Raw genomic sequence first — 17,943 nt, 5'->3', positions numbered from 1 at the left:
GCCTCCTCCCGTCACACGCTGACAGTGGTCAACGGCAGTGCCGAGTCGGCGGGCAGGTCCAGCCGGCTCGGTGCCACGCCGGCGGCCACCAGGTGCGCGCCGAGCGCGGCGACCATCGCCCCGTTGTCGGTGCACAACCCCGGTCGGGGCACCCGGACCCGGATGCCGTACCGCTGCGCCCGCTGCTCGGCCATCGCCCGCAGCCGTGAGTTCGCCGCCACTCCCCCGCCGATCACCAGCGTGTCCACCCCGTGCTCCCGGCAGGCGGCCAGCGCCTTGCCGGTGAGCACGTCACAGACCGCCTCCTGGAAGGACGCGGCCACGTCGGCCACCGGCACCGGCTCGCCGGCGCGGCGCCGGCCCTCCACCCAGCGGGCCACCGCCGTCTTGAGCCCGGAGAAGGAGAAGTCGTACCGGTGGGCGGCGAGGTCCTTGGCGGCGGTGAGGCCACGCGGGAAGCCGATCGACTCCGGGTCGCCGGAACGGGCCTCCCGGTCGATGTACGGGCCGCCCGGGAACGGCAGCCCGAGCAGCCGGGCCACCTTGTCGAACGCCTCCCCGGCCGCGTCGTCGATGGTCGCGCCCAACGGGGTCACCCCCCGGGCCAGGTCGTCGACGAGCAGCAGCGACGAGTGTCCACCGGAGACCAGCATCGCGATCGCCGGCGCAGGCAGCGGGCCGTGCTCCAGGGTGTCCACCGCGACGTGCGCGGCCAGGTGGTTCACCCCGTACACCGGCTTCTCGGCGGCCACCGCGTAACCCTTCGCGGCGGCCACGCCGACCAGCAGCGCACCCGCCAGGCCGGGGCCGGAGGTGACCGCGATCGCGTCGATGTCGGCGATCGTCACGCCGGCCTGGCGCAGTGCCCGGTCCATGGTCGGCACGATGGCCTCCAGGTGCGCCCGGCTGGCCACCTCGGGCACCACACCGCCGAACCGGGCATGTTCGTCCACGCTGGAGGCCAGCGCGTCGGCGAGCAGGGTGTGCCCGCGCACGATGCCCACCCCGGTCTCGTCGCAGGAGGTCTCGATGCCGAGGATCAGCGGTTCGTCAGCCATGGTCCATCCCGTCTGCGACCGGTTCCGCGTCACGCCGCATGACCAGCGCGTCGGTGTTGCTCGGTTGGTAGTAGCCCCGTCGTACGCCGATCGGCTCGAACCCGTACGTCGCGTAGAGCCGCTGGGCGGGGGCGTTGTCGGCGGCCACCTCCAGCAGGACGCTGCCCACCCCGCGCCGGGCGACTTCCGCGAGCAGGTCCTCCAGCAGCATCCGGCCCACCCCGCGCCGCTGGGCGTCCCGGCGGACCGCGATGTTCTGCACCCACGCCTCGCCGCCCGGCTCGACGGCCAACCCGGCGTAACCCAGCGGCGACCCGTCGGTGTCCAGGGCGACCCGGTAGTGGTGGCCGTTGGCCAGCTCGTTCCAGAACATTGCCGGTGACCACTGCTCGGCACCGAACAGGTCCGCCTCGATCGGCAGCACCTCGGCGACGTGCCACCAGCGGAACCGGTCGAGTCGTACCGTCACGGCAGCACCGACTTGCGGCTGGTCGCCGCGACCGCGTCCGGCCGGCGCAGGTACAGCGGGGTGAGCGCCTCGCCGGGGGCACCCGCCCGGATCCGCTCGGCGGCCAGGGTGACCAGCGCGGCGGCGTCCGGATAACGGGGCTCGACGCGCAGCGGCAGGCCGAGCACGTCGGCGTACCGGTGGGCGCCGTCCCCGACCGCCACGGTGACGGCCAGGTCCCGGGCACGGGCGGCGGCGACCACCGGTGCGTCCACCGCCGGCCCGGCGATCCGCTGGCCGGCATCGTCGTAGACCGCCCAGTACACCTCTTTCCGCCGGGCGTCGACGGCGACCAGCACCCGCTGCTCCCCGGGCGCGGCGTCTTCCGGCGCGGCGTCCCCGGGCGCAGCGTGGCCAGACGCAGCGTGGCCAGACGCAGCGTGGCCAGACGCAGCGTGGCCAGACGCAGCGTGGCCAGACGCAGCGTGGCCAGACGCAGCGTGGCCGGCTGCCGCGTCGGCCGGGCTTCCCGGCGTGGTCGAGGGTGCGGTGGTGGGGTGGCCGATGCCGTCGAGCGAGCAGACGCCGTACGTGGGGATGCCGAGCACCTGGCCCATGGTGGCGGCGGTGACCAGCCCCACCCGCAGCCCGGTGAACGGGCCGGGTCCGAGCCCGGCGACGATCGCGCCGAGGTCGCCCGGCCGGGCACCGACCTCGGCGAGCACCGCCTCGACCTGTGGGGCGAGCAGTTCACCATGGGCCCGGGCGTCGACCGTGCGCCGGTGCGCCCGCAACGCGACGCCGTCCGCCGTGACCTCGGTCAGCGCCGCGGTGACCGCGGGGGTCGAGGAGTCCACCACCAGTACGAGCACGGTGAGCCAGCCTAGCCGTCCACCCGTGCCGCCCCGGTCGCAGCCCGCCCCGCTCCACAACCCACGCCCCGCCCCACATCCCACGCCGCCCCATATCCACACAGCGCTCCACACCCACACTGCGCCCCCGCCCACACCACACCCACCAGCCCCGTCCCGGCTTTGACGAAACCCATAGGGACACTTCCCCACTACGCCCGGCCACGCCACGCCACGCCACGCCCCCGCCCACACCACGCCCCATCGCCCCACACCGCGCCCAACGCCCCACACCGCGCCCTTCGGCCGTCGGCGTCGGCCATCGATCCCACCGGTTCCCGGCGGGCGGCGGGCGGCGGGCGGCGGGCGGCGGGCGGCGGGCGGCGGGCGGCGGGCGGCGGGCGGCGGGCGGCGGGCGGCGGGCGGCGAAGTGTTGTACCCCACGGAGAGCGGTATGCCTGTCTGTCATAAATATGACGGGCAGGCATACCGCTCACTTCCACTACACCATCATGCGGAGATGCCTGAGAGTAGTCGCCTCACCACGGAGATCGCCGCCATCCTGCGCCGGGAACGCAGCGCCCAGCGGCTCACCCAGCAGCAACTGGCGGACCGGGCCGGGACGAGTCAGAGTGCGGTGGCCCGCGTCGAACGCAGCGGACGGGTACCGAGCCTCTCCTTGATCGAGCGCCTCTTCACCGCCCTCGGCCTGCAACTCGCCGTCACCGCCGAGCAGCTCGACAGCCATCTCGACGCCGGGATGGATGCCCTCGCCGCGCGGTCGCTCGACGACCGGATCGACGAACTGGGCCTGGATCGGCTGCTGGATCGGCTGGGCGACCTGCCCCACCTGCTGACCGGCAGCACCGCCGCACTGCTCCAGGGCGCCCCGGTGCCGGTCGACGCGGTCGAGATCGCCGTCCGGTGGCGCGACTCCGCCCGGTTCACCGCCTGGCTGACCGCCGCCTACGGGCAGCGCTGGAACGCCAGGTGGCGTGAGTTCGGCGGCCTGTACCTGGAACCGGAGGAGCCAGGCGAGCACTACTGGATGACCCGGTACGGCGAGATCCGCGCCCAGATGTGCGACGAGTTTCCGGAGGCGATCGAGGTACGGCACGGGGAACGCAGCTACCGGGTGGTCCCGCTGGTCACGGTGGAGCTGACCGACCCGCAGGCCGCCACGCTGCTCCGCCGACACCGCCAACGCACAGCCACCAGCCCTGCCCCTCGAAGCCTGCGGTAGGCCGCCAATCTGCCACTCCAGCCCGGGTCGCCATGCCAGCGCCCACCGCTCGACCGGCGGCGAGCCGCCCCAGCACGGCCACGACTCCGGCGGCCACGCCGTCGCCGTGATGCAGCACCGCACGCCGCCACCGCACGCCGCCAGCGGCAGCCGGCGATGTGCGGGCAGCGGGCAGCGGGCAGCGGGCAGCGGGCAGCGGGCAGCGGGCGCGAGTAGGTGGCGGGCGGCGGGCGGCGGACGCGAGTAGGTGGCGGGCGGGTCAGCCGGCCGAGCGCTCCCAGTCGATCGGGGGCAGGCCGGCGTCGGCGAGGGCCTTGTTGGTGGCGCTGAACGGGCGGCTGCCGAGGAACCCGCGCGGATTCATCGGGCTCGGGTGACCGGCCTCCAGCACCACGTGCCGTGGATTGGTGACCAGCGTCGCCTTCTTGCGGGCGTAACCACCCCAGAGCAGGAAGACCACCGGTTCGTCGCGGGCGTCCAGGGCGCGGATGGTGGCGTCGGTGAACTCCTCCCACCCCTTGTTGCCGTGCGAGCCGGGGCTCGCCTCACGGACGGTGAGCACCGCGTTGAGCAGCAGCACACCCTGCGCCGCCCAACCGTCGAGGTTGCCACTGCGCGGCTTCGGCACGCCCACGTCCTCGCCCAACTCCTTGAAGACGTTGCGCAACGACGGCGGCACCGACACCCCCTCCCGCACGCTGAAACTCAGCCCGTGCGCCTGCCCCGCCTTGTGGTATGGGTCCTGACCGAGGATCAGCACCCGGCACTGCTCCGGACCGCACAGCCGGTAGGCGGAGAAGAGATCGTCCAGCGGCGGGAAGACCGTCCGGGTGGCGTACTCGTGGGCGACGAACTCGGCCAGCGCCGTCGTGCGGGCCGGGTCCAGGTGCGGGGTGAGCACGGCACGCCACGCCTGCGGCAGCAGTGCCAAGAGGTCGAGGGTGGGGGTGTCGTCGGGCATCGGCAACCTTTCGCAACGAAGTCCCCGGCACTCTAGGCAGCGGGTACGACACCCCTCAGCCCAGGGCGGTCCGGCCCGACCGGGCAGCAGCTCAGACCAGGGCGGTCCGGCCGGGCAGCAGCTCAGCCCAGGGCGTTCAGCCGTTGCGCCCAGTCCCCGCCCACCGGCTCCAACTCGACCACCCGGGTGTCGTCGTCGTGCCGGTCGAGGCGTACCCGCAGATGGGCGTCGACCAACTGCTCGACCAGGCCCTCACCCCACTCGACCACGGTCACCGAGTCGTCCACCGAGGCGTCCAGGTCCAGGTCGTCGATCTCGGCACGCGGATCGGTCGCGTCGCCCAGCCGGTACGCGTCGGCGTGCACCAGGGCCACCGTGCCGCCGCGCGCCGGGTCGGGTCGGTGCACCCGGGCGATCACGAAGGTCGGCGAGGTGATGTCACCGCGTACACCCAGGCCGGAACCGATGCCCTGGGTGAGCGCGGTCTTGCCGGCGCCCAACGGGCCGGTGAGCAGCAACAGGTCACCGGCGCGCAGCACCCCGGCCAGCCGACGGCCGAAGGCGTGCGTGTCCTCGACCGTCGGCAGCGTGCCGGTCACGGTCACCAGGCCTCCCCGAATCGGCCCGGCCCGGCAGCGACCCGTGCCGGGCCGCGCGCCGACACCACGAGCCTGCTCACAGCGCCTCCAGGAAGCGTTCCAGCACGGCGTTGACCTCGTCGGCGTGCTCCAGCATCACCACGTGCCCACTATTGTGAATCTTGACGTACTCGGCGTGCGGCAGCCGGCGGACGATCTCCTCGGAGTGGACCACCGGCGTGATCATGTCCTTGTCGCCCACCACGACCAGCACCGGCGTGCCGCTCAACGCGGCAAGCGCCGGGAACCGGGAGTGGGTGGCCAGGGTACGCAGGTAGCGGGTCACCGTGTCGGCCGACGTCCGGGAGTTCATCCGCTCCACGTACGACACCAGGGCCGGGCTCGGCTTAGGGGTGCCGAAGCCGTAGCGCCGGGTCAGCAGCCAGGCCACGTTGGCGGTGGACTTCCGGGCCCGGTCGATGACGATCCCGCCGTACCTGGTGGTGGTGCTCATCATGAACAGCACCGGCGAGCCGACCCGGCCGAGCAGGGCCGGCGCGACCAGCTTCGTCTCGGCCAGCAACCCGCCCGACGTGGCCATCAGCACCGTGCCGACCACCCGGTCACCGAACAACTCCGGGTACGCCTCGGCGAACGCCATGATGGTCATCCCGCCCATCGAGTGGCCGACCAGCACCAACGGCCCCTCCGGGGCGGTCCGGTCGATCACCTTGCGCAGGGTGTGCCCGAGCGCGGCGAGGTCGTACTCGCCGGTCTCCAACCGGCCCGACCGGCCGTGCCCCGGCTGGTCGTACGCGACGATCCGGTAGTCGCCCCGGTCGGCCAGCAACTGGCGTTGGAAGTGGAACGTCCCCATGTCCAGGCAGAAACCGTGCACCAGCACCACCGTCGGGTGCCCCGGCACCGGCCGGGTCGGCTCGACCACCTCGACGTGGATGTCGGTGCCGTCCGGCAACTCCAGCCGGTACGCCTCGTCGTAGCGCTGCGCGCCGAAGTCCTCCCCCGCGTACGGGTCGGCGGGGTCGGCCTTGAGCCGGCGGACCAGGGCGCGTTCGGTGGCCACCCCGGCGGCCAGCCCGGCGGCGGCCACCCCGACCGCCGCCCCGACCACGCCGGCCACCTTCCCGGCGGCGGTCCTCGGCCGGGGCACCCGGAACCGGCTGACGGCGCTCACGACCGCTCGCCGTCGTAGACCCGGGGCACCCGGACCCCGCCGAACCGGGTGACGATCTCGTAGTTGATCGTGCCGACCGCCTCGGCCCAGTCGTCGGCGGTGGGCACCCCGTCGTCGCCGCTGCCGAAGAGGGTCGCCACGTCACCGGCGGCCACCTCGTCCGCGCCGCAGTCGAGCACGAACTGGTCCATGCAGACCCGGCCGGAGATGGTGCGTCGCTTCCCACCGAGCTGCACCGGGCCGACGTTGGAGGCGTGTCGGGGCACCCCGTCGGCGTAGCCGAGCGGCACCACCGCCAGGTTCGCCTCGTCCTCGGTGGCGTAGGTGTGGCCGTACGACACTCCGGTGCCGGCGGGGACCCGCTTGGTGAGCATCACCCGGGCCCGCGCGGTCATCGCCCGACGCAGCCCGAACTGCTGACCGGCGACCGGCGACAGCCCGTACACGGCGATCCCGGGCCGGACCAGGTCGAAGTGGGTGTCGGGCCGGGTCAGGGTGGCCGCCGAGTTGGCCAGGTGCCGGTAACGCGGGCGCAGCCCGGCCCGCTCGACCATGGCCAGCCCCTCGTGGAAGACCGCCAGCTGCCGGTCGGTGGTGGGGTGGCCGGGCGAGTCCGCGTACACGAAGTGGCTCCACACGCCGACCACCTCGACCAGGCCGTCGGCCTGGGCCTTCGCGGCGGCCTCCAGCAGGGTCGGCCAGTCGGCGACGGTGGCCCCGCCCCGGGCCAGGCCGGTGTCGATCTTCAGGTGCAGCCGGGCCGGGCGGTCGGCCACCCGACCCGCCTCGACCATCTCGTCGAGCTGGGACAGGCTCGCGGTGGCCAGGTCCACCCCCGCGGCCACCCCCTCGTGCAGGGGCAGCCCCGGGTCGAGCAGCCAGGCCAGCACCGGCGCGGTGATCCCGGCCCGGCGCAGGGTCAACGCCTCGTCGAGGGTGCACACCCCCAGCCAGTCCGCCCCCGCGTCGAGCGCGGCCCACGCGGACGGGACCATGCCGTGGCCGTACCCGTCGGCCTTCACCACCGCCATCAGCTCGGCGCTGGTGCCCGCCCGGAGCCGGGCCACGTTCGCACGGATCGCGTCGAGATCGACGCGCACCTCGGCCTGCCACATACGCCCAGCCTACTTGCGTCGGTGATCACCCGGTCGGTGGACGCCGACCAGCGCCGCCGCACCCCGTGGGCCGACCAGCGCCGCCCCGCCCCGGTGGGCCGGTCAGAGCAGCGGGGCCACCACCGGGCGCAGCGCGGCCACCACGTCCGGCGCGGTCACCGGACCGCCGCGGGCCGCCTCCCGCCCGGCCAGCCCGTGCAGGTACGCCGCGACGGCCGCCGCCCGTTCCGGGGCCAGTCCGGTGGCGAGCAGCGAACCGAGCAGTCCGGCCAGCACGTCCCCGGTGCCCCCGGTGGCCAGCGCGGGACTACCGGTCGGGTTGACGTACGCCCGGCCGTCCGGCGTGCCGACCACCGTGCGGTCCCCCTTCAGCAGCACCGTCGCGTTCATCCAGGCGGCCAGCCGCAACGCGGCGGCGACCCGGTCGGCCCCCGGTTCCTCGCCGCACAGCCGGGTGAACTCCCGGTCGTGCGGGGTGACCACGATCGGGGCGTCCCGGTGGCGCAGCCGGTCGGCGAGCGAGCCGTCCACCAGCAGGGTCAGCGCATCCGCGTCGAGCACCACAGGCACCGGTGCGGCCAGCACCGCGCGCAGCTCCGCGCCGGCCTGCTCGTCGGTGCCCAGACCGGAACCGCATACCCAGGTCTGCACCCGGCCGGCCCCGGCGACCCGGTCGGTGGCGATCACCGACGGGTGCTGCCGGACCACCACCTCCCGGGCGCCGCCGGCATACCGGACCAGGCCGGTGGGGCCAGCCAGGGCGCCACCCACGGAGAGCACCGCCGCCCCCGGGTAGGTCCGCGAGCCGGTGGCCACCCCGACCACGCCCCGGCTGTACTTCTCCGAGGCCGCGCCGGTGCGGGGCCACCAGTCGCGCACGTCCGACCACTGCGTGACCCGCAGCGCGGGGGTGCCGCGCAGCCACGGCCCGAGCCCGATGTCGACCAGCTCGACCTGCCCGGCGAGCGGGGCCGCCGGGCCGACCACCAGGGCCGGTTTGAGCGCGCCGAACGCCACGGTCACGTCGGCCCGCACGGCGCGGGGCCGGCCGGAGGTGTCAGTCGGCACGTCTCCGGTGTCCACCGCCACCCCGCTGGGCACGTCCACCGCGACGACGGTGGCCCGGCCGCCGTCGCGGCCCCGCAACTCGGACAGCTCGGCGACGAGTCGGTCGGCGGTCTCCCGGAGCCCGCCGGTGCCGCCGATCCCGACGATCCCGTCGAGCACCAGGTCGACGGTGGCGGGCAGGGCGTCGACCACCCGCCCCCCGGCAGCCCGCAACGCCGCCAGCCCCTCGGCGTGCGTCCGCCCGTCGCTGGTCGGCAGCACGGAGACCTGCGCGCCGCGCCGGGCCAGCCGCTCGCCGGCGTACAGCGCGTCACCGCCGTTGTCGCCGGAGCCGACCAGCAGCAGCACCCGCGCCCCGTAGACCCCGCCCCGGTCGGCGAGCAGCAGGGCGCAGCGCCGGGCCAGCCCGGCCGCCGCCCGCTGCATCAGCGTCCCGGGCGGCAGGGTGGCCATCAGGCCGGCCTCCGCCGCGCGTACGTCAGCCACCCGCCACACCGGTTCCATACCGTCCCCGTCTGTCCTGCCGACCGGCTGTCCCGCTCCGGCGTCCGTTCCGTCCCGGGACGACCCGTCCGTCGCGGTCGGCGTCCCGCGTCCATCATGGCCCGGATCACCCTACCGGCGCCGGGGCGGCAGACTAGCCACCGGCGGCACGCCAGGCAAGACCTGTGGACAACCCTCGGCTCCGCCCGTCGCCCGTCGTCCACAGGGCCGGCTCGACCGGGGCCCGGTCACCTAGCGTCGGTGCCACGGTCGGCAGCGGGGGCCGACGAGAGTGCGGGTCGCCTATGAGGCGGGTCGACGACGAGGCGAGCCGACAGCGCGGGAGGCGGGCGATGACGAACGAGCCGGTGGAGGTCGACCTGTCGGTGCTGCGGGTGGCAGCCGGCGGGCTGGCCGACGAGGCGTACGCGTTGGCGCAGGGGTTGGTGGGCCGACCCGGGTTGGTGCTGTCCGCGCCGGGGTGGCGGGCCGGCACCGCCCTGGCCGGGCTCGAGTCGGCGGTGCACGCCTGGCACGGGGCGCTCGGCGTCCGGGTGGCGGAGACCGGTGCCGCCCTGCGGGCCGCCGCCGAGGCGTACACGGCGGCCGACGACCGGGCCGCCGGGCGACTGGTCGGCCGACCCCGATGATCGGGTACGCCCAGCTCTGGACCGCCTCCCCCGGCGACTGGGACGCGGCGGGGGTGGCCTGGCGCGGGCTGGACGCGCCCGTCGGGCGGCGGCGGGCCGGGCTGGCCGACCGGGCGACGGCGCTGCGGGCGGGCTGGCGCGGCGGGGCGGCCACGGCGGCCGACGGTCGGCTCGACGGGCTGCGGTCGGAGCTGGCCACCATCCTGCCGGCGCTGGTCGAGACCGATCAGGTGCTCGCCGAGTTCGCCGGTCGGCTCCGGGTGGCCAAGGGCCGGCTCGCCGAGGCGGTGGCACTGGCCGACCGCACCGGCGTGGCGGTGGACCGGCACGGCGGGGTCCGGGCGGTCCCGCCGACCTGGCGCGGCCCCGAGGCGGGGGTACTCCCGGCCGCTACGGGTGCCCGCTCTTCCCCAGCGGGGAGTTCGGTCGGCACCGGCGCGGTCGACACCCGTGGCCTTGCTCCCGGCCCCGGAGCCGGCCCGGACGCGACCAGTGCCGGTGCCAGTGCCGGGGGCGGTGCCGGCGGCGGGGTGGGGCCGCCGGCGGCGGTGGGTCAGGTGGCGGCGGCGCTGCGGGAGGCGCTCGCGCTGGCCGACGCGGCCGACCGGGAGGCCGCCGCCCGGCTGGCCCAGTTGTCCGGCGCGGCCCGCACCGGCTGGGTCGAGCGGCCACCACCGGGCCGACCGGCGGACGACGCCACCCCGGGGGTGGTCCGCGCCTGGTGGGCCGCCCTCACCCCGGCCCAGCGGCGCTGGTTGGTGCTCCACGAACCGGCCCGGATCGGCCCGCGCGACGGGGTGCCTGCGGCGGCCCGGGACCAGGCGAACCGGTTGCTGCTGGCCGGCCACCGGGAGGCCCTGTCGACCGAACGGCTGTCGCTGTCGAGCCACCGGCCGGGCGAGCGCACCGGTCTGCGGCGGATCGATCGGGCATTGGCCGTCCTGGACGGGCTCGCCGGTCGGCTGGCCTCGACGACGACGCCCCGGGCGTACCTGCTCGGGCTCGACCCGCGCGGCGACGGACGGGCGATCGTCGCGCTGGGCAACCCGGACCGGGCCGGTCGGGTGCTGACCTACGTGCCGGGGATGACAAGCGACCTCGCCGACGTCCCTGGTGAGCTGAGCCGGGCCGCCCGGGTGCAGGCCAGGTGCACCGTCATCGCTCCCGGCGAGGAGACGGCGGCGGTGCTCTGGCTGGACTACGACGCCCCCGACTTCCTGCCCGAGGCTTCTTCGCCGGCCCAGGCCCGGGACGCCGGGCCTGCGCTGCACCGCTTCCAGGAAGGGCTGCGCGCCACCCACGACGGGCCGGCGGCCCGGCAGACCGTACTGGGGCACAGCTACGGCTCGCTGGTGGTGGGCAGCGCCGCCCGGGACCACGGGCTGGCCGCCGACGCGCTGGCCTTCGTCGGGTCACCCGGCGTCGGGGTGGACCGGGCCGGGGCGCTGGGGCTGCCCCCGGACCGGGTCTGGTCGAGCACCGCCCGCGACGACGTGATCGCGCTGGTCGAGCCGCCCCGCGACCTGGCCGGCCGGGCGGTGCTGGCCACCTCGCCGCTGGCCAGCGCCGCCTGGCTGCTCCGCCCGGACGACCACCAGTTGTGGTTCGGGCACGATCCGAGCGATCCGGGCTTCGGTGGCCGGACCTTCCCCAGCAGCCGGGACGGCCACACCGGCTACTGGGAGCCCGACAACCCGGCCCTCGACGGGATGGCCCGGATCGTGCTCGGCCGATGACCGGGCCACCGACGGTGACGCGGAGTCACCTACTCCACGGTGACCGATTTCGCCAGGTTGCGCGGCTGGTCGACGTCGTGCCCCCGGGCGGCGGCGATCTCGGCCGCGAACACCTGCAACGGCACTGTGGTGACCAGCGGCGCGAGCAGCGTGGGCGTACGCGGCACGTAGATCAGATGGTCGGCGTAGCGGACCACCGCCTCGTCGCCCTCCTCGGCGATCACGATCGTCCGCGCCCCCCTGGCCCGGACCTCCTGGATGTTGGAGACGACCTTGTCGTGCAGCATTCCCCGGCCGACCGGCGACGGCACCACGCAGATCACCGGGGTGCCCTTGTCGATCAGGGCGATCGGGCCGTGCTTCAGCTCACCGGCGGCGAACCCCTCGGCGTGCATGTACGCCAGCTCCTTGAGCTTGAGCGCGCCCTCCAGGGCCACCGGGTAGCCGACGTGCCGGCCGATGAAGAGCACGGTCGGCTCGGACTTCAGCTCCCGGGCCAGCTCCCGTACCGGCTCGATCCGGCCGAGCAGCTCGCGCAGCTTGTCCGGCATCTCCTGGAGCTGGGCCACCACCGCGCCGACCTCGTCGGCGAACTTGATCCCGCGCACCTGGGCCAGGTGCAGGCCGATCAGGTAGCAGGCGACCAGTTGGGTGAGGAAGGCCTTGGTCGAGGCGACCGCGATCTCGGGGCCACCGTGGGTGTAGAGCACCGCGTCGGACTCGCGCGGGATGGTGGAGCCGTTGGTGTTGCAGATGGCCAGCACCCGGGCCTTCTGCTCCTTGGCGTGCCGCAGCGCCATCAGGGTGTCCATCGTCTCGCCGGACTGCGAGATCACCACGATCAGGGTGGACCGGTCGAGCACCGGGTCGCGGTAGCGGAACTCGCTGGCCAGCTCCACCTCGCACGGGATCCGGGTCCAGTGCTCGATGGCGTACTTGGCGACCATGCCGGAGTGGTACGCGGTGCCGCAGGCGACGATGAAGATCTTGTCGACGTCGCGCAGGTCCTGGTCGCTGAGGCGGACCTCGTCGAGGGCGATCTCCCCGGTCTCGGTGAGCCGGCCGAGCAGGGTGTCCGCGATGGCCTGCGGCTGCTCCTCGATCTCCTTGAGCATGAACCAGTCGTAGCCGCCCTTCTCGGCGGCCGAGGAGTCCCAGTCGATGTGGAAGTCCTTGCCGGTGGCCGGTTCTCCGTCGAAGTCGGTGATCTCGATGCTGTCGCCGGTGATCAGGACGAGTTGGTCCTGGCCCAGCTCGACCGCCTCGCGGGTGTGCTCGATGAATGCCGCCACGTCGCTGGCCAGGTAGTTCTCTCCGTCACCGCGACCGACCACAAGCGGCGAGTTGCGCCGGGCACCGACCACCGCACCGGGGATGGCGGCGTCGACGGCGAGCAGGGTGAACGCGCCCTCCAGCCGCCGGCACACCACCCGCATCGCGGCGGCGAGCAGTTGCGGGTTGTCGGTCCCGCCGGCCGCCCGCAGCTCGGTGAGCGCGTGGGAGAGCAGGTGGGCGGCGCATTCGGTGTCGGTGTCGCTGGTGAACTGGACGCCGGCGTCCTCCAGCTCGGTGCGGAGCTTGGCGAAGTTCTCGATGATGCCGTTGTGGATCACGGCGACCCGGCCGTCGGGGGCCACGTGCGGGTGGGCGTTGCGGTCGGTCGGCCCGCCGTGGGTGGCCCACCTGGTGTGGCCGATGCCGGTGGTGCCGTCGCCGATGCCTACCGGGCTGGCGGCGCAGTCCCCCGGGTTGCTGGCGGCCCGCTCGGAGAGGACCTTCTCCAGGTTGGCCAGCTTGCCGGCCTTCTTCTCGGTGAGCAGCTCGTCGTCGCAGACGATCGCGACCCCGGCCGAGTCGTAACCCCGGTATTCCAGCCGGCGCAACCCGTCGAGCACGATGCCGAGCGCCGGGCGCGAGCCGGCGTAACCCACGATTCCACACATGGTCCGCAGCCTAACCCAGTTTCGCTCATCATGCGTGCGCGGAAGCCGGGTAAACAATCACCGAACTTGATCGATCGGTCGACGACCGGCGACAACCGGACGAGCGCCGCAGCCGTCCGACCGCACGGGCTTGCGGGTCGCCCGGCGGTACGACAGTCTCTCGGCGACCCTGGACCGTCCCAGGGACGGCCCACTCACCCCTTTCCTCCTCATCCGTTCCCGGAGCGACCATGTCCGACGCGCCCCCACCCAGCGACCCCGCGCCCTCACCCGCCGATCCCCCGACCCCGCCCAGCGACCCGGCTCCCCCGGCCGGCGATCCGTCGATCCCCGCCGGCGACCCGGGCATCCCGAGCCCCGGCGGTGGCCCTCCACCGGCTCATCCGGGCGGTGCCGGCGCGGACCCGACGACCGCCCCGCCGCCCGGCGCATCCGCCTGGACCCCTCCGGACCCGCTCGCGGTCCCGCAACCCTGGGCGGCCCCCGACCCGTGGCCCGGCGGACCGTCGACCGACGGCCCACCGGCCGGCCCGGTTCCCCCCGGCCCACCCCCTCCCGCCGACGACCCCGGCACGGCTTCTCCTTCGGGGTGGCCCGGCGCAGTCCCTCCCACCGGCTGGCCCGGCACGGTCCCCTCCGCAAGCTGGCCCGGCCCGGCTCCCGGGACGCCCGCTCCTGTCGGCTGGTCCGGCGCGCTCCCCGGGACTCCCGGCGGCCCGCCCGGTCACGGCTGGCCCGGCGCACCCCCGTCGACGCCCGGCGGTCCGCCCGGTCACGGCTGGTCGCCGTCGGGCTACCCGCCGCCGTTCGCCCACCCCGGGTACCCACCGCCGGGTGGGCGAACCTCCACCGGTGCCGGTCAGGTGGTGGCGATCGTGCTCGCGGTGGTCGTGGTGCTCGTCGTCGGCCTCTGCGCCTGCTTCTGCGGGGGCGGTGCCCTGCTGGGCGGGATCGGCTCGGACACGGCGACCGGGGACCCATACGACGACGGTCACCCCGACGACCCCGAGTCCGGATGGCGCCCGCAGCCGTACCCATCGTCCGCGCCCGCCACCGTGCCGGCCAGCGGTCCGGGCCGGTACGCCGTGACGTACGAGGTGACCGGCACCGGCCCGGTGGACCTCCAGCTCTACGACGGTGCCGGCACCTTCGTCCAGCAGGAGCGGGTACCGCTGCCGTGGCGGCTGGAGCTACGCACCGACCACCCGGACCGGGTGCTGGTCAGCGCCGCCCGCACGGTCGGCAACGAGGGCGCTTTCCGGTGCGCCACCACGGTCACCGGCCGCCCCCGGGTGACCGACGCGGTGGGTCCGGACGGCTGGCGGGTGCAGTGCCACGCCAGACCGGTCCGCTGACCGGGCCACTGCCCGCCCGGTCGGCGGGCCGTAGGCTGACGGACGTGACGACACCGACCGATGTCGACCCGCTGGTGGCCCGGATGCGCCCGTTCGGGACGACCGTGTTCGCCGAGATGTCCGCGCTCGCCGTCCGGACCGGAGCGGTCAACCTGGGCCAGGGCTTCCCGGACACGGACGGGCCGCCCGAGATGCTGTCCGCCGCCGCGGAGGCGCTGCGCTCCGGGCACAACCAGTACCCGCCCGGCCCGGGGATCCCGGAGCTGCGTCGCGCCGTCGCCGAGCACCAACGCCGCTTCCACGGTCTGGGGTACGACCCGGACGGCGAGATCGTCATCACCGCCGGAGCCACCGAGGCGATCGCCGCCAGCATCCTTGCGCTCTGCGAGGCGGGCGACGAGGTGGTCTGCTTCGAGCCGTACTACGACTCGTACGCCGCGTCGATCGCGTTGGCCGGGGCGGTGCGGCGGCCGGTCACCCTGCGCCCCGCCGACGACGGCCGGTACGCCTTCGACCCGGCAGAACTGCGGGCCGCGTTCGGGCCGCGTACCCGGCTGGTGCTGCTGAACTCCCCGCACAACCCGACCGGGAAGGTCTTCACCCCCGACGAACTGACTCTGGTCGCCGATCTCTGCCGGGAGCACGACGTGTACGCGGTCACCGACGAGGTGTACGAGCACCTCGTCTTCACCGACGCCGCCGCCGGGCACCTGCCGCTTGCCACCCTGCCCGGGATGCGGGAGCGCACGCTGCGGATCTCGTCGGCCGGTAAGACGTTCTCCTGCACCGGTTGGAAGGTGGGTTGGGTGAGCGGCCCCGCCGCGCTGGTGTCGGCGGTGCTGCGGGTCAAGCAGTTCCTCACCTTCGTCAACGCGGCACCGCTGCAACCGGCGGTCGCCGTGGCGCTGGCCCTGCCCGACGACTACTACACCGGCTTCCGGGACGCTCTCCAACGGCAGCGGGACCTGTTGATCGGCGGTCTGACCGACGCCGGCTTCGAGGTGCTCACCCCGGAGGGGACGTACTTCGTCACCGCCGACATCACCGGTCTCGGCGGTCGGGACGGGCTGGAGTTCTGCCGCTCCCTACCGGAGCGCTGCGGCGTGGTCGCCGTACCCACCCAGGTCTTCTACGACGATGCCGACGCCGGCCGCCGCCTGGTCCGGTTCGCCTTCTGCAAGCGCCCCGAGGTGCTGACCGAAGCCGTCACCCGGCTGCGCGCCCTGACCGCCACCCGCTGACCGCACCCCACCGACATCCCGGTCACCCGCCCGGCGGCGATCATCCCGCCCGGCAGGCCGCACCGGGCGTCAGGCGGCGGGGCTGGCGGTGCGGACGTGGTCGGCGATCCGCTCGGCCACCGACCGGGCGATCTCCTCGGTGCCGGCCTCGACCATCACCCGGACCAACTGTTCGGTGCCCGACGGGCGCAGCAGCACCCGGCCGGTCTCCCCCAGCTCGGCCTCGGCCCGCTCGACCTCGGCCCGGACGGCGGGTGCGGTGGCGCCGACGGTGCGGTCGCCGACCGGCACGTTGATCAGCACCTGCGGCAGCTTGGTGACCACCGAGGCGAGCTCGGCCAGGGACCGGCCGGTGGCGGCCATCCGGGCCATCAGGTGCAGCCCGGTGAGCACCCCGTCGCCGGTGGTGGCGTGCGCGGGCATGACGAGGTGACCGCTCTGCTCGCCGCCGAGGGCGAGGCCGGAGGCGCGCAGCTCCTCCAGCACGTACCGGTCGCCGACCTTGGTCTCGACCAGCCGGATGCCCTGCGCGGACATGGCCAACCGCAGGCCGAGGTTGCTCATCACGGTGGCGACCAGGGTGTCCCCGGTCAGCCCGCCGGCATCCCGCAGGGCCAGCGCGAGGATCGCCATCAGCTCGTCGCCGTCGACCTCCGCGCCGTCGGCGTCGACCGCCAGGCAGCGGTCGGCGTCGCCGTCGTGGGCGAGGCCCAGGTGTGCGCCGTGCTCGATCACCGCGGCCCGCAGGCTGTCGAGGTGGTTGGAACCGCACTCGTCGTTGATGTTGAGACCGTCCGGCTCGGCGTGGATCGCGATCACCTCGGCGCCGGCCTCCCGGTAGGCCACCGGGGCGACCTCGGCGGCGGCGCCGTTGGCGCAGTCGACCACGACCTTGATGCCGTCGAGGCGGTGCGGCACGGTGCCGACCAGGTGCTGTACGTAGTGGTCGGCGCCGTCGAGCAGGTCGTGCACCCGACCGACCCCCGCGCCGACCGGGCGGTCCCAGGCGGTGGTGGCGTTCGCCTCGACGGCCGCCTCGATCCGCAGCTCGATCTCGTCGGGGAGCTTGTGCCCACCGGCGGCGAAGAGCTTGATCCCGTTGTCCGGCATCGGGTTGTGCGAAGCGGAGAGCATCACGCCCAGGTCGGCCTTGGCCTCGGCGGTCAGGAACGCCACGGCGGGGGTGGGCAGCACACCGACCCGGACCACGCTCGCGCCGGCGCTGGTGAGGCCGGCGACCACGGCGGCCTCCAGCATCTCGCCGCTGGCCCGGGTGTCCCGGCCGACCACCGCCAGCGGCGGGTGGCTACGGTCCGACTCGGCCAGCGTGTGCGCGGCGGCCACCGCCACCGCGAGCGCCAGCTCCGGGGTGAGATCCACGTTCGCCCGCCCGCGTACGCCGTCCGTGCCGAACAACCGCCCCATACCCGCGAACCTCCGGTGCAACTGCGATGAGTGGAGAAAGCGGAACGGCCGGGCCGCCTCCCGTGCAGGGGAGGCGGACCCGGCCGTTCGTCAGAAGTACAACGCGCTGTAGTTGATCAGCGCTTCGAGTACTGAGGCGCCTTACGGGCCTTCTTGAGACCGTACTTCTTGCTCTCCTTGACCCGGGCGTCCCGGGTCAGGAAGCCGGCCTTCTTGAGGGCCGGGCGGTCGTCGGGCTCGTTGACGATCAGCGCACGGGCGATGCCCAGCCGCAGCGCACCGGCCTGGCCGGTGGTGCCGCCGCCACGCAGGTTGGCGATGACGTCGAACTGCTCCAGCTTCTCGGCGGTGACCAGCGGGTCCTTGATGAGCTGCTGGTGCACCTTGCTCGGGAAGTACGACTCGAGCTCCTGGCCGTTGCAGGTGATCTTGCCGGTGCCCGGGACGATGCGGACCCGGACGATGGCCTCCTTGCGGCGGCCGACGGTCTGGATCGGCCGGTCACCATACGGCGCGCGGGCGACGGGCGCGGGCGCCTCGGTGGCCTCGGGGGCTTCGGGGGCGACCTCGGTCTCGGTGATGTCGGTCATGCT

The 17,943-nt window shown here is 74.5% G+C and carries 16 protein-coding genes; 5 read left to right on the top strand and 11 right to left on the bottom strand.

Annotation, left to right across the window (positions count from 1 at the left end):
* Positions 1 to 11: 11 nt before the first annotated feature.
* Genes tsaD through tsaB form a run of 3 tightly spaced genes read right to left on the bottom strand, consistent with a single transcriptional unit; the run spans position 12 to position 2,378 of the window.
* Complete coding sequence (tsaD, locus tag OHQ87_RS28810; protein ID WP_328342963.1) at positions 12 to 1,058, bottom strand: tRNA (adenosine(37)-N6)-threonylcarbamoyltransferase complex transferase subunit TsaD; 1,047 nt, start codon at positions 1,056 to 1,058, stop codon at positions 12 to 14.
* Positions 1,051 to 1,527, bottom strand: coding sequence for a ribosomal protein S18-alanine N-acetyltransferase (gene rimI, locus OHQ87_RS28805; protein ID WP_328342962.1), 477 nt, complete (start codon positions 1,525 to 1,527; stop codon positions 1,051 to 1,053). The genes tsaD and rimI overlap by 8 nt, the downstream gene beginning before the upstream one ends.
* Positions 1,524 to 2,378 (bottom strand): tRNA (adenosine(37)-N6)-threonylcarbamoyltransferase complex dimerization subunit type 1 TsaB, encoded by an 855-nt coding sequence (gene tsaB, locus OHQ87_RS28800; RefSeq protein WP_328342960.1) that lies wholly within the window; start codon positions 2,376 to 2,378, stop codon positions 1,524 to 1,526. Before tsaB ends, rimI begins: the two co-directional genes overlap by 4 nt.
* 499 nt (positions 2,379 to 2,877) lie before the next feature.
* Here tsaB and OHQ87_RS28795 point away from each other — a divergent pair, with 499 nt between their 5' ends.
* Entirely contained in the window at positions 2,878 to 3,600 is a 723-nt protein-coding gene (locus tag OHQ87_RS28795; protein ID WP_328342958.1) for a helix-turn-helix domain-containing protein, read from the top strand.
* Positions 3,601 to 3,859: 259 nt separating this feature from the next.
* On the opposite strand, the gene OHQ87_RS28790 is transcribed toward OHQ87_RS28795, so the two are convergent.
* The 5 genes from OHQ87_RS28790 to OHQ87_RS28770 form a co-directional block, all read right to left on the bottom strand.
* Positions 3,860 to 4,561 (bottom strand): uracil-DNA glycosylase, encoded by a 702-nt coding sequence (locus OHQ87_RS28790; protein WP_328342956.1) that lies wholly within the window; start codon positions 4,559 to 4,561, stop codon positions 3,860 to 3,862.
* 122 nt (positions 4,562 to 4,683) lie between these two features.
* Complete coding sequence (gene tsaE, locus OHQ87_RS28785) at positions 4,684 to 5,166, bottom strand: tRNA (adenosine(37)-N6)-threonylcarbamoyltransferase complex ATPase subunit type 1 TsaE (RefSeq protein ID WP_328342954.1); 483 nt, start codon at positions 5,164 to 5,166, stop codon at positions 4,684 to 4,686.
* A gap of 70 nt (positions 5,167 to 5,236) precedes the next feature.
* Positions 5,237 to 6,334: an alpha/beta fold hydrolase gene (locus OHQ87_RS28780; RefSeq protein ID WP_328342952.1), complete on the bottom strand. Its 1,098-nt coding sequence runs from the start codon at positions 6,332 to 6,334 to the stop codon at positions 5,237 to 5,239.
* Positions 6,331 to 7,449 (bottom strand): alanine racemase, encoded by a 1,119-nt coding sequence (gene alr, locus OHQ87_RS28775; protein ID WP_328342950.1) that lies wholly within the window; start codon positions 7,447 to 7,449, stop codon positions 6,331 to 6,333. The genes OHQ87_RS28780 and alr overlap by 4 nt, the downstream gene beginning before the upstream one ends.
* A 102-nt stretch (positions 7,450 to 7,551) precedes the next feature.
* Positions 7,552 to 9,021: an NAD(P)H-hydrate dehydratase gene (locus OHQ87_RS28770; RefSeq protein ID WP_328342948.1), complete on the bottom strand. Its 1,470-nt coding sequence runs from the start codon at positions 9,019 to 9,021 to the stop codon at positions 7,552 to 7,554.
* 332 nt (positions 9,022 to 9,353) lie between these two features.
* Between OHQ87_RS28770 and OHQ87_RS28765 the strand changes: the two genes are divergently transcribed.
* Together OHQ87_RS28765 and OHQ87_RS28760 are read left to right on the top strand one after the other, a co-directional pair.
* Entirely contained in the window at positions 9,354 to 9,650 is a 297-nt protein-coding gene (locus OHQ87_RS28765; protein WP_328342946.1) for a hypothetical protein, read from the top strand.
* Positions 9,647 to 11,386 (top strand): alpha/beta hydrolase, encoded by a 1,740-nt coding sequence (locus tag OHQ87_RS28760; RefSeq protein ID WP_328342944.1) that lies wholly within the window; start codon positions 9,647 to 9,649, stop codon positions 11,384 to 11,386. The genes OHQ87_RS28765 and OHQ87_RS28760 overlap by 4 nt, the downstream gene beginning before the upstream one ends.
* 29 nt (positions 11,387 to 11,415) lie before the next feature.
* On the opposite strand, the gene glmS is transcribed toward OHQ87_RS28760, so the two are convergent.
* Positions 11,416 to 13,329 (bottom strand): glutamine--fructose-6-phosphate transaminase (isomerizing), encoded by a 1,914-nt coding sequence (gene glmS / locus OHQ87_RS28755; protein ID WP_328342942.1) that lies wholly within the window; start codon positions 13,327 to 13,329, stop codon positions 11,416 to 11,418.
* A gap of 863 nt (positions 13,330 to 14,192) precedes the next feature.
* Here glmS and OHQ87_RS28750 point away from each other — a divergent pair.
* Positions 14,193 to 14,684, top strand: a complete 492-nt coding sequence (locus OHQ87_RS28750) for a hypothetical protein (protein ID WP_328342940.1) — start codon at positions 14,193 to 14,195, stop codon at positions 14,682 to 14,684.
* Positions 14,685 to 14,728: 44 nt separating this feature from the next.
* The gene (locus OHQ87_RS28745) at positions 14,729 to 15,925 is read left to right on the top strand and encodes a pyridoxal phosphate-dependent aminotransferase (protein WP_328342938.1); all 1,197 of its coding nucleotides are present in this window, start codon (positions 14,729 to 14,731) and stop codon (positions 15,923 to 15,925) included.
* A gap of 69 nt (positions 15,926 to 15,994) precedes the next feature.
* On the opposite strand, the gene glmM is transcribed toward OHQ87_RS28745, so the two are convergent.
* Positions 15,995 to 17,350 (bottom strand): phosphoglucosamine mutase, encoded by a 1,356-nt coding sequence (gene glmM / locus OHQ87_RS28740; RefSeq protein ID WP_328342936.1) that lies wholly within the window; start codon positions 17,348 to 17,350, stop codon positions 15,995 to 15,997.
* Positions 17,351 to 17,466: 116 nt separating this feature from the next.
* A complete protein-coding gene (gene rpsI / locus OHQ87_RS28735; RefSeq protein ID WP_328342934.1) occupies positions 17,467 to 17,940 on the bottom strand; it encodes a 30S ribosomal protein S9 in 474 nt (157 codons plus the stop codon).
* Between the last annotated feature and the right edge of the window lie 3 nt (positions 17,941 to 17,943).

Source organism: Micromonospora sp. NBC_00421, assembly GCF_036017915.1.
GTDB lineage: Bacteria > Actinomycetota > Actinomycetes > Mycobacteriales > Micromonosporaceae > Micromonospora.
This window is presented reverse-complemented; position numbering and strand designations above follow the sequence as displayed.